Origin of the sequence: Nostoc sp. CHAB 5715 (assembly GCF_020829685.1) — a bacterium.
In the GTDB taxonomy this organism is placed as follows: domain Bacteria; phylum Cyanobacteriota; class Cyanobacteriia; order Cyanobacteriales; family Nostocaceae; genus Nostoc.
Genome location: NZ_JAIVFR010000049.1, coordinates 1 through 14532 on the forward strand (window position 1 = coordinate 1; position 14532 = coordinate 14532).

Below are 14532 nucleotides of genomic sequence, written 5' to 3' on the forward strand. Positions count from 1 at the left end.
GCCAAAATAACGCATTTCTCTAGCAGCACACCAACCAGGGGTAGCATTGCCTGCAAAATCGGGCGTTGCTGATTCCATCTATGAAAATGATTTTGCATAATACCAAAATCCTTGTAGAGACGTAGCAATGCTACGTCTCTACATCCAGATTCATACTTCAATTCAGCAACGCCCCTTTTACCATCCCAACAATTTATTATTGGTGGTGGTCAATCAGTGCGCGGTTATCGGCAAAATGCTCGTTCTGGCGATAATGGATTTCGCTTTTCTGTGGAAGACCAAATTTCCGTAGTGCGAAATGAAGCAGGTTTAGCAACTTTGGTACTTGCCCCATTTATTGATGTGGGTGCAGTGTGGAATAATTCTGATAATCCCAATAATCCCTCTTTACCCAGTCAAAGATTTTTGTCTAGCGCAGGTTTAGGCTTGCTATGGCAACCCCTTCCCAAGTTCAATGTGCGTTTAGATTACGGTATTCCATTCGTCGATTTACGCGATCGCGGTAACAATGTTCAAGATTCAGGCTTCTACTTCAGCGTTTATTACCAACCTTAAATTTTATTTATAAACATAAGGGACTTCCAAAAAATAAAATCAGCAATATATAGAATGATAATCATTTTAAAGGGTGATGGGAACTACCTCTTGGGAAAGATTGCCCAAGAGTGTTCTTATTCTGAATATCCAAACATTTTGAATTAAAACTCATCAACGCATCTCAGCAGAACCTTAAAAACTGCATAATTCCGTTGAGATGCATTGAGTTTTTGAGCTAATTGGAAGCTGTTGAGCACAAATTGTCTTTCTGCAATTGCGAATTATCTTGGTCAGCGAAGGTTTTGAACTCGATCGCATCATGGCTACAAAAGAGGCGCACATCACTACTGTGGTCGAGTGATAACGCACGCAACTTATCTTGATTATAAAGTCGAGCCTTGCGATCTACCTCCATGAACCACTGGTAGGCACGTAGACCAGGTGTGCAAACTCGTTTAGGAGAGCCGATTTCGTGTCGGTAAAAGTAAGCATCGCCTGCATGTAAGAGCCAACCTTGGGATGTCTCAATGGCGATACCTGCATGACCCCGTGTGTGACCGACGAGCGGTATCAGGAGAATTTCGGGCGGTAGTTCTTCAAGGTTACGTACTGCCTCAAAGCCGAACCAAGGTTCACCACCAGGCGAATAATACTTCCAATTTTTTACTTCGTCCCACTGGCCAGGGCGGTAACGTCGAGATGAGATAAAGCCTTGCCGTTCCTTGGCTGCTTCAATCTCACTGAGCATTACATGCACTGTTGCTTCGGGAAAATCTTCTAACCCGCCTGCATGGTCAAAATCGAGGTGAGTAAGCACTATGTGGCGGACATCGCGCGGGTTTAAGCCGAGCTGCTCAATAGCTGCAACCGCCGTGTATTTTTCTTCAAACTTGATGCGATTCAAATTCATGAAGAAGGGGCTGAGTCTTGATAATGGCGCTTTGACATCGCGCTGACCGAAGCCTGTATCTATGAGAACGAGTCCCTGATTTGTCTCGATGAGCAGACAGTGACAGACGAGACGGGCTGTTAGCCCACGACTAAAACCGTCGAAGAGTGCCCCACCAATCGGGCACATACAACCGCAATTAAGATGATGAATACGCATAAATTATTCTACCGAGCATCAATCTCTTTTAAAGATGAAACAATATGGATAATCAACATACTTAGGAGTGAAGAAATTTATGTTTTTACAGGATTTGATTGCTGAGTTACTTTTGCAGTCTGTGTCTAAAGTCTAGTGAAATCGATTTGCGGGTTTGACTTGTTTGGGTTGTAATTGTGAGAATGAGTCTGACTCGCTATGATCGCATTAGAAATTTATCGCATCTGAGTATGGCAAAGCAGGACGCTCCACTCACAACAGAAGCGCTAATTAAGGAAGTCTGTCGGCGGATTCGGGTAGCCCGCAGCTATTGGGATGCTCACAATAACGCTGCCTGTCGGGGTGAACGCGATCGCGCAATCTCCCTTTACAATACACTGAGCAAGGAACAAAAAGAGCAGATTCCGCAAGTGTTGCGGGTATGGCTGCGCTATCGCAGTGAGAAGTATTTTGGCGCACACCGAACACCGCCCAAATCGGCACGAAAATCAAAATAGTATTAAGTATGATATTCAGTGCATCACAACTACAGCAAATAAAAAAGGTTTTTTTACTTGCTGTAGAGCAAAATAACGAAACTCTTACGCTGTATACCTGTTTGAATGCGTGAATGCGTGAATGCGTGACTTCCGCCTTGCGGTACTAGCGCCTTCATTATTGATCAAGCTTTACCCTAGAAATAAAATTTAATGGAAAAACAGCAACTTATAAAATTGCTAATTAGTGATTTGACTTGGCAGCGATCGCTTAAATCTTTAATATTTATTTATATCTTTTTTAGTGGATATGTATATTTTCGGGCAGATAGCATGATTTTTCTGTCTCAACCTTCTAGCTATGAGGATAATCCAGGAATTATTAAGTTAAAAAGTGGGGAAAACACGAACATTTCAGCTACATATTTATTAAACAATAAAGCTAATTATACTATTCTTTATTCTCATGGTAATTCTGAAGATTTAGGAGATATCAAACAGATCCTAGAAAAATTACACGACTGGGGTTTTAGTGTCTTTGCTTATGATTATCGTGGTTATGGTACGAGTCAAGGAAAGGCGACAGAAAGTCACGCTTATGAAGATATCAATAGCGCTTACAATTATTTGACGCAAAATTTAAAAATATCACCTGAAAGAATTATAGTTTTGGGGCGTTCGGTTGGCGGTGGTTCTGCGGTAAACTTAGCAATGCAGAAACCAGTAGCTGGTTTAATTATTGAAAGTTCATTTATTTCCGCTTTCCAAGTAATAGTACCTTTTCGGATTTTACCTTTTGATAAATTTCCCAATTTGGAGAATATCAAAAAAGTAAAATGTCCGATATTGGTGATTCATGGAAAAGCAGATGATATCATTCCTTTTGCTCATGGAGAAAAATTGTTCAATGCGGCAATATCCCCAAAACTTTATTTGTGGGTTGAAGAGGCAAATCATAATGATTTATTCTGGGTAGCTGAAGAAAAGTATCAAAAAATTTTGCAAGAGTTTACTAAACTTGTAAAGGCAAATCAGCAATTATCCCATCATACTATTCTGCCTTAGATACCATTTATAAAGTAAAACTTAAGTAGGGTGTGTTACGGCTAATCAGGGTTTGCCCATCCCGGCTAATGGCAATTGCTGGAACACCAAAAATCACTTTGAGTAATTGTACTCTTAGCAATGGGGGAATTTGAACTAGAAGAATGTATATCAATAACAATCACAGTGATGTTTACTGCGATCGCTAAAGCTGTAATAGCTGGTTTGGAAACAGTTAATGGTAGTATGGTAAACTCAGGCAGTTGAATCGATAACTTTTAGCAAAGTTCGTTAAGCACGTCAAATTTAGGTCGGTTGTTACACACACCAGTCTGATTGTTATTAGTCATAATGTAGTGTAGTAGTGCAAAATATTGCACTGTTACAAAAGCTAAATACAGAGGTAGACTATGTTATGCAAAGTTGAGTTGGGCAGACCTAAGTCAAGCCAATCTAAGTAAAGCTGATTTAACAGCAGCAGACCTAAGTGAAGCTAATTTAAGTGGAGCCGACTTGAGTAAGGCATACCTAATGAGAGCAAACCTAAAGGGGGCAGACCTGCAACTAGCAGATATGAAGGGGACTAACTTAAGTAGCGCTAACTTAAGTGAAGTTAACCTTACTGATGCAGATTTAACAGGAGCTAATCTATCGCTAGCGGACCTCAGAGGGGCAAACTTTCACTTGTGCAATTTGAGTGGAGCTAACTTAACAGGTGCTAAGTTAATTGAAAGTGACTTGGCTTTTGCTAGACATAATTAACAGATTTATGTCAAAATTTCTGTAAAATCCAAGTATTTTTATACTCAGACTTAAACCAGATTTTTGCAATGATTCATATTCAAATTCAGCAACGTTGAAATTTTACTTAGTTTGAAATATATTTTGTACCATTTTTTTGTCTGCATTCGCCGCTACCCTATCCAACTCTAGAATCTCACTGGCGTCTAATTGCCAACCCAATGCACCAATATTCTCCCTCGCCTGTTCCACGCTCTTTGCTCCAGGGATAGGAATGGTTCCTTTACAGATGCACCAATTAATTGCTACCTGAGATATGGTTTTGTTTCTGGACTGTGCCACTTCTCGCAAACATGCCAAAAGCGATCGCATTCCTGGTAATATCTGCCTAAACAGCAGACCTCGGATGCCTTTGGGCAAAGGGCCTTGCTCAGAGTATTTCCCAGTCAATAGCCCCAAAGCCAGAGGGCTGTAGGCAATAAGTTTTATTCCCAACTCATCACAAAGGTCTTTGAGCTTTAGTTGTGTCACAGGATATGTAGACAACAAAGAGTATTGAACTTGCAGAGTACTGATAGAAACACCTCGTTCAGCAAACTTTTTCTGCACTTGCTTAAGTCGTTTAGGCCCATAATTGGATAGTCCCACTCCCTTAACTAGTCCTTGCTCATACAAATCGGCAAGACCATCTAACAGCCCTCCCTCTTGCCAAGGAGCATAGTTTGCTGTAGACCAGTGCATTTGTACCAAATCTACGTTTCTTCCCAGGCGTTGGGCAGATGACTTGCAAGCCTCTACCATTGATTGACGTGTCCATCTCCACGGGTAAGCAGCAAGCTTAGTCGCAATACAAATATTTTCTTTACCTAAACCTACATATTCTTGGCTGAATCGTCCCAGAAGTAGCTCACTGCGACCATTCAATCTGCCAGTTCCGTAAGAATCACCTGTATCAAATAAAGTCACACCGTTGCTTACACAAAGGTTAAAGACGGCTTGTAACTGGTCATCCATACTTTCATCATATCCCCAAAGCAATTGGTTGCCCCAGGCCCAAGTCCCGCAGCCCATGCTTGGGAGTGAGAGTTTTTGGATCTGCATCTTTGCTCTCTGTAGATTGCCTTATTAATTATCAGGCATATAGTCAGTAGACCAAAAAGTTTTGCGATGCCAACTCTACAAGAGGCTTTGTCAACGGCGGGCGTAGCGATCGCTCTGTGATAGATACCTGTTGGAAGGTAGTTCTCGTTAAATGGGCATGGGGCATGGGGCATTGGGAAGAATTTAGTCCCTATTATTTAGTCCTTCATCTCCCCCATCTTCCCCATCTCCCTCATCTCCCTCATCATTCTTTGAGACATTTCCCTACGCATTTGATATGCATAGCTTGGCATGTAAAACTGGGATTGGTGTAGTACTTAGAAGTCAGTTTTACAAAAAAAATGTATTAATAGCATCAATTTGAAGATAGGGAAAAGCTATTGATGTTTCAAAAAAATTTAGATTTAATTCTGTGCAGCTGGCATCTATATTATTTCTTCATAAAGAATATGAAGATACAGCATATTTCAGGGAAATGAAGTACACAAGTAGGGGCACAACATGTTCCCTACGATTATCTGTACCTTACCAAGTTGCAATCTGCTGTAATTTGTAAATTTTATTCACTCCAAATTTTGAGAGAGTGCAATTAAATAAAACCAATGCGATCGCTTGTAACGTAAAATTAGTTTCCATCCGGCATTTGCTAAACACCTTGACGCCCATGTTTTGCGACTACCTCATCCAAATCTTGACTGCCCGTGTGTACGATGTAGCCCAGGAAACACCACTGGAATATGCCCCAAATTTGTCTGCGCGGCTGAATAATCAACTCCTGCTGAAACGTGAGGATATGCAGTCAGTATTTTCCTTTAAACTGCGGGGTGCTTATAACAAGATGGTGCAACTGCCACCAGATATATTGGCACAGGGTGTAATCGCAGCGTCTGCGGGAAACCATGCTCAGGGTGTCGCCCTTGCAGCCAATCGCTTAGGAACCAAAGCGATTATCGTGATGCCAGTAACCACGCCCCAAGTCAAGGTGGACGCGGTTAGAATGAGGGGCGGAGCAGTCGTCTTACATGGAAACACCTACGACGATGCTTATAGCTATGCCCGTGAATTAGGAATAGAAAAAGGTTTGACGTTTATTCATCCTTTCGATGATCCTCATGTAATTGCTGGACAGGGAACAATTGGGATGGAAATTTTACGACAATATCAGCAACCCATCCATGCGATTTTTGTAGCGATTGGAGGGGGCGGATTAATTTCTGGGATTGGGGCTTATGTAAAACGCTTGCGTCCCGAAATCAAGATTATTGGCGTTGAACCAGTAGATGCTGATGCGATGTCTCAATCGCTAAAAGCTGGACATCGGGTGCGCTTGTCTCAAGTAGGGTTATTTGCTGATGGTGTGGCGGTGCGAGAAGTAGGTGAAGAAACCTTCCGTTTGTGTCAGCAGTATGTAGATGAAATTATTTTGGTGGATACAGACGATACTTGTGCTGCGATTAAAGACGTGTTTGAGGATACGCGATCAATTTTAGAACCAGCAGGTGCATTAGCGATCGCAGCTGCCAAAGCATACACAGAACGAGAGCAAATCGAAGGACAAACCTTAATTGCTGTAGCCTGTGGTGCAAACATGAATTTTGATCGCCTCCGCTTTGTGGCAGAACGGGCAGAGTTGGGCGAACGCCGCGAAGCCATCTTTGCAGTCACAATTCCAGAGGAGCGGGGAAGTATTCGCCAGTTTTGTGAATGTATTGGCAACCGTAATCTTACTGAGTTTAATTATCGCATTGCCGATGAAAAAACAGCCCATATTTTTGTCGGTGTGCAAATTCAAAATCGTGCTGATGCTGCAAAGATGGTAGAAAACTTTGAAGCTCAAGGATTTGAAACTTTTGATTTAACGGACGACGAACTAACTAAATTACATCTGCGGCACATGGTGGGTGGGCATTCTCTCCTGGCTCACAATGAATTGCTCTACCGTTTTGAATTTCCCGAACGTCCCGGTGCATTGATGAAGTTTGTTACTTCCATGAGTCCCAATTGGAATATTAGTCTTTTTCACTACCGCAACAACGGGTCAGACTACGGGCGAATCGTTGTTGGTATCCAGGTTCCCCCCCACGAGATGGAAGAGTGGCAAGCTTTTCTCGATAACCTGGGCTATCGCTATTGGGATGAGAATAAGAATCCGGCATACAAGCTGTTTTTGGGATAGGGGGACTGGGGGAGATGAGGGAGATGAGGGAGATGAGGGAGATGGGGAAGATGGGGGAGATGAAGGACTAAATAATAGGGACTAAATTCTTCCCAATGCCCCATGCCCCATGCCCCATGCCCATTTAACGAGAACTACCCTCCAATATCATATTGGAGTCCCAAGTATAGAAGCCAATTTGGTTAGGAACCCTAGAGAATCTCCCTGTTCGATAGCCTCTAGATAATTCGTTCAACACCTTATTTTTGACCTCTCGAAGTTGCTGAGAATCTAGTTCTCCATAAATTCCGGCGATGACTTCAGCAACGCTGAAAACTTTACCTGAATTTTCTTCAAACAGCGAGGTGAGGGCATCAATTAAGAATTGACCTTCAAAGGCTTTGAGCATCGGTACTGCTTTTGTCGGGGGTATAAAAGGCTTCTTGTTTTTGTTTTTGATGTTCCTAGAAACACCATTGCGGTTACTTGGGGCTACCAAACTTAGATCCAGAGTATAACAACCTGGCTCATCAGGAATAGTTACCCAGTAATTCCTTTCTCTGCCTTGGGTGAGGGAAGATTGAACCCTACCTTTAACTACTTTGAATAGGTTGGAATCTAACTGTCCATAAAGCGATCGCACGATAAAATCGATATGACACACAGTACCTTTCTGCTCTTGCAATAGCTGTTTTATGGCTTCCATTCGGGAAAGAGCGTGCTGATACTGGGGTAGCATCGGGATTTCGGCCACCTTTGTTGAACTATCGTTGTTCTCTGGGGCGATCGTTGGATCTGGCGATGTAGTTGAAGGTTGACTCTCTTTTGTATCAACAGCAGAAAAGGAATTATCGATCTCAACCAAGTCTTTGTCTGCAAGTTCTGACTCTACAGACTCCACCAAGTTGATTTCGTCGATGTCATCAAGAGGTGATAAAAATCGCACAGGGCCTTCTTGGGAAACATCTGAGGTTTCATCAGCCGCCGTCAGACTTGATATCTGGTTGCTGCTATCAGAAAAAGACCAATTAGACAACAACGCTTCTACATGATCCAGCTGCTCCCGCGCCTGCACAAAGAGGCGTTCATACTCTTGTGTGAGGCGAGCATAATAGTCTCGTAATTCTAACAGTGGTGAGACAAAGCTACCTGGGGGTGGTTCTAATTGTCCATTTTGAGTCATAAGGCTTCAATCAATTTAAATCGATGTCACTTTTGTAAGACATTGCTCTGGGTTTTGCTTTGTGAGATGCTGGCTGGGATTTCTTAGGCGGTTGGGGAGGGCGACATCTCTCACAATATAAGGGTCGAGGCCCGAAAGTCTCGCGCTTTGTCAGATCGTTACACTCTTTACAGACAAACTGGAAAACACGAGTATGAATCTGTCTTTTGTGCGCCCTGACAGTATATTCCCTAACATCAATGAATTTACTTGCCATAATCAGGATTGTGAATTGCTCTCGTATCAATGTCCTATCAATATAGCTATTCAAGCAAATCAAGCTGCATCAGTGTGTGTTTATGTAGAAGTTTTATTCAAATCAGTGAATTTGACACCTACCATAAAGTGCAGATGAGGAACTTGATAGTTAGTTATTGACTATCCTCTCAGCATATAATTGGTGATGATCAAACACTACTACACTTCATCATCTTTAAGGCCGCGATCGCCTCGCCTTATGCCTGACTTATGCTGCTCCTTGGTCATAATCATTATCGAACAGAGTATTGGCTAACTATGCTTTAAATTCAGGCTCATCATTAAATTTACGGTATACTTCTGTATGGTCGAAGATGAACTCCTAAAACTTATCGACTAGCTTTTTCTCGAAGGTGATTCTGGCGTTTTGGCGGTCTGAGTATTTCTTGGCGTTCTGATATTCTTTGTCTTTGCTGACTTCGGCGGGTAATTCTTCAAACAAGAACCGCTGCACTTTATCTTTTTCTGTCCACTGAATATTACCGAAGCGATCATTAAAATCTTGAATAATATTACTGAGTACGTCTAATTTACTAATACAAAATCTGCTTTTAACAGACGGTGTAATTTTCATTTAACATAACTGCTTTGTAAGCGATCGCTTTCCTTTTGATTGAACAAACTTATAAATCTGGCACTTGTAGGTTGCGTTTATTACCTGCATAATGCTTGTAAATAATTTCTGGAGAATTTCCAACCCACCTTCCTATATCCTTCGCATCAATATCAGCTTCAAGGCAAAGAGTTATAAAAGTGTGTCTGCATTGGTAAGGTTTGCGATATTCACTGACTACCCCCTGTTTTACAAGTTGAGTTACTATTCCATCTATATGTGTACCACGATGATTTTTGTACCCTTTCCAAGCATGATTTAGAAAATCTCCAAAGTCTACTATGCCACCCTTCTTGCTTCTAAAGATAAAATTATCTGGGTTACAGGCCTCAGGCTTGATTGATTCTAAAATTTCACGTTGCTGATTGTTAATTGGAAAACGTCTTTGGCTTTGGGTTTTTAATCCATCTTTGAGGGCTAGCCCTTTAGTACTGATTGTAATTGCTTGCTCAAAGGTAATGTATTTGTCGCTGATATGCTTCCATTGTAAGGCGATCGCTTCTGATGGTCTGCACCCACTAAAAAATAATAGTTTTACTAAAGGAGCATAGTAGCTGTAGAGTTTACTCTCCTCAAATGCTTGAATTATGCTGTCCCGTTCTTCTTTAGTAAATGGATTAATTTCATATTCTACCGATTCTGACTTCGGCATCTGAATATCTTTTGCCATACCCTGGAAGGGATTTGATTTAATCAACTGACTTTTAAGTGCCCAATCACAGCAAGCATTTATGTTTGTCAAAGTACGTTTAGCTGCATTAGCACTGAGATTTGCAATGAGATAATCTCGAATTGCGATCGCATCATCCAAGGTTTTATTTGGGAAACTGGCGATGTGATTACGATACTTTCGATAATCAACAGCATAAGTGGAAGGACTAACTTGTGGTTTTTTAAATTCAGTGTATTTTTCCCATAATTCTCCCAAGTCTGGTTGGGGCTTAGGTGAAGGGGTAATTGGGGTAATTGGGGTAACGGTGCTTAATGACGCTGCTGGTTTGTACTTAACTAAACTGGCATCAAACTCTCCATAGTCAATATCCCTCTGGATTTTTGTCGCCAAAGCCGATGCTTGATGTCTTCCAAAAGGTGTATCATTGTGCCTTGTTGAAAGATAGAAACGCTTGGTTTTTAGCTCTCCAGTCGGCGTAATAATAGGATGAGAAAAAACTAACTGGAGACTGCCGTTAGAGTTCTTTATCTGCACCGAACCCCGACTGGCAATACTTTGAGATTTTTGAGATTCCATAAGGGTAATTAACTGGGGTAAATATCTTTACCTTTCCACTTTACCCCAGTTTTACCCCAGAAATGTATATTGGGGTAAACACCTTTACCTTACAAATTTACCCCAAAAATCTCGGAAGGCTTTTGAAACCAGCCCTACGACCCCCATAAAAAAGGGCTTTTAAGCCCTGTAATGCTCATATTTCTTTGAAGGCGGCACCCGGATTTGAACCGGGGGTGGAGGTTTTGCAGACCTCTGCCTTACCACTTGGCTATGCCGCCACAGCACAATCCCTTGAACTACTTTAATATTTATAAGATATCTTAGTAGCCATAGGGCGCTAGTTAACCCATGATAGCATAGGATTCTGACGTAGAGATAGTGGGTTAACTGGAGTTTCTGGTAGTCTTTAGGCGATCGCTAGATGGACATCATGAACCAAATCCAAAGTTTTTCAGGTAGAGATAGTAGGATGGTAGTCTTTAGGCGATCGCTAGAGAGTCCTGATTACAGGTTGACCATAAATAAGTTATGAGTTATGAGTTTTAATTCCTCACTCCTCACTCCTCACTCCTCACTTCTTACACCTTGACTTCATCGGCAAAACTACCCCATCGGACAAAGTGAAATGGGCCGGCGATAGAACCCCAGAGACGTTCATCGCTGTCTAAATCTCTTCCGCGATCAAGGCTGAAAAATTCTTTAGCGTCAATCTCAAATTCGTTATCCAGATAAGTATTTTTGCCGTCACGAACCACAATGCAGCATTTTCCAGGTTCAACCCTGCCTTTAAAGCTGTTACCTGTCCACTCTACAACCATATTGCAACCTGACATTTTTTCCAATTGGTCAATGGATAAAACTTTTAAACGTTCGGGATCGCGAGATGCGCCGTAAAATTTTTGTTCTTCTTTAACCGTGTAGTGTTCAATAACAATGTGGTTTTCTGCCGGAATCAACTTCATTACCCGCATCCGGTAGGGTTGATTGAGCATAAAATCATAAGCTTGTTCGAGAAACAAACTTACTCCTGAGAACAATTCCAACGGAAGGGGACGGATACACACGCGAATGTGGGCATAAAAAGGCGGATTTTCAAAAGCTTGTTCTTGATTGCTAAAGTCAGCTGCCATCCACCGGGCTAAAGTGGCAATATCAGTAGAATGAGTCACGTCGCTTCGCTCCGAATTCAAAATTTAAAATTCAAAATTCAATAATTTTTAATCCCCATACTTCGGCTACGCTCAGTAACCATAAATAAATTTAGAGGCTTGTATCATGAGTCTGTTTCAGTCATTACAAGATAATCAACTAGTTGTTTAAAAATTATCTAGGATTATTTTGACACTTACCAGACTGAAAAATCCTGGCTGTGATACCTTTGGTGAGCTTTACCTATGCAATTTATCATTACGTATTACGATCGCATTTAGTTCTAGAGTGCTTAAAATCCCATTGCCTCGGCTACTGCACCCAGTTTTGCTGCAATACCCTGTTTAAATTGACTGTAATTGTGTTTAATGGCTGTATCTGGGTCTTTTAGACCATTACCTGTGAGGACACAAACCACTGTTGCCCCTGTAGGAATTTGGTCTTTTACCTGCAATAACCCGGCTACGGAAGCGGCGCTAGCAGGTTCGCAGAAAATGCCTTCTGATGCTGCCAAAAGTCGATAAGCGTCGAGAATTTCTGCATCTGTAACGGCGTGGAAATTTCCCTGACTTGCGGTTTGGGCTGCAACAGCTAACTCCCAACTAGCAGGGTTGCCAATGCGAATTGCTGTTGCTAGGGTTTCGGGATTTGCTACTGGCTGACCGGTTACTAAAGGGGCTGCACCTGCGGCTTGGAATCCCATCATTCGGGGTAAGCGATCGCACTTCCCATCTTGATGATATTGACAAAAACCCATCCAATATGCTGTGATATTACCCGCATTGCCCACGGGGATACACAGCCAGTCTGGCGCATCACCCAGCGCATCAACAATTTCAAAGGCTGCTGTTTTTTGCCCTTCTATGCGGTAGGGATTTACCGAATTTACCAAAGTCACCGGATAGCTTTCGGACATCTCGCGGACAATTTCTAACGCTTGGTCAAAATTACCTTTAATTGCCAATACTTCTGCACCGTACAGTAAAGCTTGGGCTAATTTGCCCAACGCCACATAACCGTCGGGAATCAGTACAAAGGCATTCATGCCCCCACGTCTTGCATAAGCGGCGGCGGCGGCTGAGGTGTTGCCCGTGCTGGCACAAATTACTGCTTTTGCGCCTGCTTCTTTGGCTTTGGAAATTGCCATAGTCATCCCCCGATCTTTGAAGCTGCCGGTGGGATTGAGACCATCGTATTTTACAAAAACCCGTACTTGCCTGCCAATGCGTTCTGCGATCGCAGGCGCTGGTATTAGGGGTGTGTTACCCTCTAACAGAGTGACAATCGGTGTTTTTTCGCTGACAGGCAAGTATTCGCTATAGGCTTCTATCAGTCCAGGCCAGGGTTGGCGATGAGATTTAGCAACAGACAGGCTCAAAGTCACGGGATTTAAAATTTCTTAATGTATTGGATTGGATATTTAGAAAGGGTGAGATAGGGAAGCGCAGGATGGGGAAGAAAGTGAATTTTTCTTTGCCCTGTCCCAGTTAAGAGTCCCCTGATTCCAAAATGAATATTATTTAAGAATATTATTTTTTGTGGTGCAGGCGTTTGATTTTGCCATTTTTATTTTATTTTAGAATGTGAGTTTATCATAACCGCCACGGCGACCTGGGGATGCTGACAAAGTGAAAAATGATAGACAAATCTATGGGACTTACGTAACAACTCTCTGAAACCCTTATTCCTACTTTGCAAAATGCGACTTTTGTGCAAGGCGCTCCGCTAACCCCTTTATGTGTATTTTACCACTTTAATTTTTCCATTTTTTTATTTAAAATACGCAGAAGCCTGCCTTTCCTTTGCGGTAGGTTTATCCTTCTTTTGACAAAGACGTTGCGCGTAGCTTGCTTCCACAAAGTGCTACAAAGGCTCTACACGAACGGCAAGTGTTTTCCTTGACACTAAAGCTAAAACCTTAGTAAATCAGATTTCAGGTGAGGTTTTGAGAATTTATGCAATAAATATATTGAATTCGGGTGGTCGTTTATTGAATTCGGGTGTTCATTTATTGAATTCGGGTGGTAATTTATTGAATTCGGGTGGTCATTTATTGAATTCGGGTGGTCATTTATTGAATTCGGGTGGTCATTTATTGAATTCGGGTGGTCATTTATTGATTTCGGGTGGTCGTTTATTGAATTGGAGGTATCGTTCATTGAATTCAAGCAGTGGTTAGGGTGGGTTAACTCATCCCCCGGCTTTACGCGGCGGGGATTTCGAGTCATTAGTCATTAGTTATTAGTCATTAGTAGTTATACCCAATTTATCGTTTTAAACAATACTAGTGACTAATACTTCGGCTTCGCTCAGTACAAGTGACCACTGACTAATGACGCTTGACGGCGAGCGGCGATTCATCCCATATATTGAAGTTCGGGGGCTTTCTCGCCGTCTTTCGGTAAAACCCAGATTCTTGAACAACTTCAGACTTGTGTGTACACCGTAGCGATGTATTGGGGGGGAATAGTCTCTTAAAGCCCCTCAATACATCGGGGGTTGGGGGGGTAATGTCAAAATTTAATGTGCTATACGACACTTTTCAAACATCCTCTTATGATTGAACCTGAAATCATTAGAGTAATTGATTGAAAATCCACAATAATTTAATAAAGCTTAAAAAAGCAATATTATAATATTTCTAATGGTGTGAGTTAAGTTTTGGATTTAATTAGCGATGCCTACTTGTTTATCTAGTGTTTCCGATCGCGAGTCCCAGGCTAACTGGGTCAGTAAGTTAACCAAGTCTTATTATCAAGACGATCAGCAAGCTAAGTTGATGCATTTACAAGCAGAGGTAGACTCTCTGTTGCAGCAGTTGGAAAACCTGAAGCACCAACGTCTAGCCGACAATAACCAAAAAGAAATATTATAATATTGCTTTTTTAAGCTTTATT

Annotated in this window: 15 protein-coding genes, 1 tRNA gene and 1 pseudogene; 7 read left to right on the plus strand and 10 right to left on the minus strand. The window is 41.9% G+C overall.

Features of this window, described 5'->3' with window-relative positions; all coding sequences use genetic code 11:
* Positions 1 to 174 precede the first annotated feature (174 nt).
* Positions 175 to 555 (plus strand): annotated as a pseudogene (locus tag LC574_RS04565) (BamA/TamA family outer membrane protein); the annotation flags it as partial.
* Positions 556 to 772: 217 nt separating this feature from the next.
* Here the strand turns inward: LC574_RS04565 and LC574_RS04570 are convergent.
* Positions 773 to 1645 (minus strand): MBL fold metallo-hydrolase, encoded by an 873-nt coding sequence (locus LC574_RS04570; protein ID WP_229451699.1) that lies wholly within the window; start codon positions 1643 to 1645, stop codon positions 773 to 775.
* 230 nt (positions 1646 to 1875) lie between these two features.
* On the opposite strand from LC574_RS04570, the gene LC574_RS04575 reads away from it, so the two are divergent.
* The 4 genes from LC574_RS04575 (at position 1876) to LC574_RS04585 (ending at position 3927) form a co-directional block, all read left to right on the plus strand.
* Positions 1876 to 2142, plus strand: coding sequence for a Precorrin-3B methylase (locus tag LC574_RS04575; RefSeq protein ID WP_229451700.1), 267 nt, complete (start codon positions 1876 to 1878; stop codon positions 2140 to 2142).
* A 192-nt stretch (positions 2143 to 2334) separates the two neighbouring features.
* The gene (locus LC574_RS04580) at positions 2335 to 3186 is read left to right on the plus strand and encodes an alpha/beta hydrolase (protein WP_229451701.1); all 852 of its coding nucleotides are present in this window, start codon (positions 2335 to 2337) and stop codon (positions 3184 to 3186) included.
* Positions 3187 to 3306: 120 nt separating this feature from the next.
* Positions 3307 to 3432 carry a hypothetical protein gene (locus LC574_RS37770; protein ID WP_267871411.1) on the plus strand — a complete coding sequence of 42 codons (126 nt, stop codon included), beginning with the start codon at positions 3307 to 3309 and terminating at the stop codon, positions 3430 to 3432.
* 156 nt (positions 3433 to 3588) lie between these two features.
* Positions 3589 to 3927, plus strand: a complete 339-nt coding sequence (locus LC574_RS04585; protein WP_229451702.1) for a pentapeptide repeat-containing protein — start codon at positions 3589 to 3591, stop codon at positions 3925 to 3927.
* 102 nt (positions 3928 to 4029) lie between these two features.
* Here LC574_RS04585 and LC574_RS04590 read toward each other — a convergent pair whose 3' ends face one another.
* Together LC574_RS04590 and LC574_RS37775 are read right to left on the minus strand one after the other, a co-directional pair.
* Positions 4030 to 5007: an aldo/keto reductase gene (locus tag LC574_RS04590; protein ID WP_229451703.1), complete on the minus strand. Its 978-nt coding sequence runs from the start codon at positions 5005 to 5007 to the stop codon at positions 4030 to 4032.
* 43 nt (positions 5008 to 5050) lie between these two features.
* A complete protein-coding gene (locus LC574_RS37775; RefSeq protein ID WP_267871412.1) occupies positions 5051 to 5173 on the minus strand; it encodes a hypothetical protein in 123 nt (40 codons plus the stop codon).
* 498 nt (positions 5174 to 5671) lie between these two features.
* On the opposite strand from LC574_RS37775, the gene ilvA reads away from it, so the two are divergent.
* Positions 5672 to 7183 carry a threonine ammonia-lyase, biosynthetic gene (gene ilvA / locus LC574_RS04595; protein WP_229451710.1) on the plus strand — a complete coding sequence of 504 codons (1512 nt, stop codon included), beginning with the start codon at positions 5672 to 5674 and terminating at the stop codon, positions 7181 to 7183.
* Positions 7184 to 7307: 124 nt separating this feature from the next.
* Here ilvA and LC574_RS04600 read toward each other — a convergent pair whose 3' ends face one another.
* From LC574_RS04600 to thrC, 7 genes are all read right to left on the minus strand, one after another.
* Positions 7308 to 8345 carry a hypothetical protein gene (locus LC574_RS04600; protein WP_229451704.1) on the minus strand — a complete coding sequence of 346 codons (1038 nt, stop codon included), beginning with the start codon at positions 8343 to 8345 and terminating at the stop codon, positions 7308 to 7310.
* A gap of 10 nt (positions 8346 to 8355) precedes the next feature.
* Positions 8356 to 8601 carry a hypothetical protein gene (locus LC574_RS04605; RefSeq protein ID WP_099099597.1) on the minus strand — a complete coding sequence of 82 codons (246 nt, stop codon included), beginning with the start codon at positions 8599 to 8601 and terminating at the stop codon, positions 8356 to 8358.
* 363 nt (positions 8602 to 8964) lie between these two features.
* Positions 8965 to 9216 (minus strand): hypothetical protein, encoded by a 252-nt coding sequence (locus LC574_RS04610; protein ID WP_229451705.1) that lies wholly within the window; start codon positions 9214 to 9216, stop codon positions 8965 to 8967.
* A gap of 49 nt (positions 9217 to 9265) precedes the next feature.
* Entirely contained in the window at positions 9266 to 10504 is a 1239-nt protein-coding gene (locus tag LC574_RS04615; RefSeq protein ID WP_229451706.1) for a site-specific integrase, read from the minus strand.
* A 189-nt stretch (positions 10505 to 10693) separates the two neighbouring features.
* A tRNA-Cys gene (locus tag LC574_RS04620) sits at positions 10694 to 10764 on the minus strand.
* A 300-nt stretch (positions 10765 to 11064) separates the two neighbouring features.
* Positions 11065 to 11655: a chromophore lyase CpcT/CpeT gene (locus LC574_RS04625; protein WP_229451707.1), complete on the minus strand. Its 591-nt coding sequence runs from the start codon at positions 11653 to 11655 to the stop codon at positions 11065 to 11067.
* A gap of 272 nt (positions 11656 to 11927) precedes the next feature.
* A complete protein-coding gene (gene thrC / locus LC574_RS04630) occupies positions 11928 to 13019 on the minus strand; it encodes a threonine synthase (RefSeq protein WP_229451708.1) in 1092 nt (363 codons plus the stop codon).
* A gap of 1293 nt (positions 13020 to 14312) precedes the next feature.
* Here thrC and LC574_RS04635 point away from each other — a divergent pair.
* Positions 14313 to 14510 (plus strand): hypothetical protein, encoded by a 198-nt coding sequence (locus LC574_RS04635; RefSeq protein ID WP_229451709.1) that lies wholly within the window; start codon positions 14313 to 14315, stop codon positions 14508 to 14510.
* Positions 14511 to 14532 lie beyond the last annotated feature (22 nt).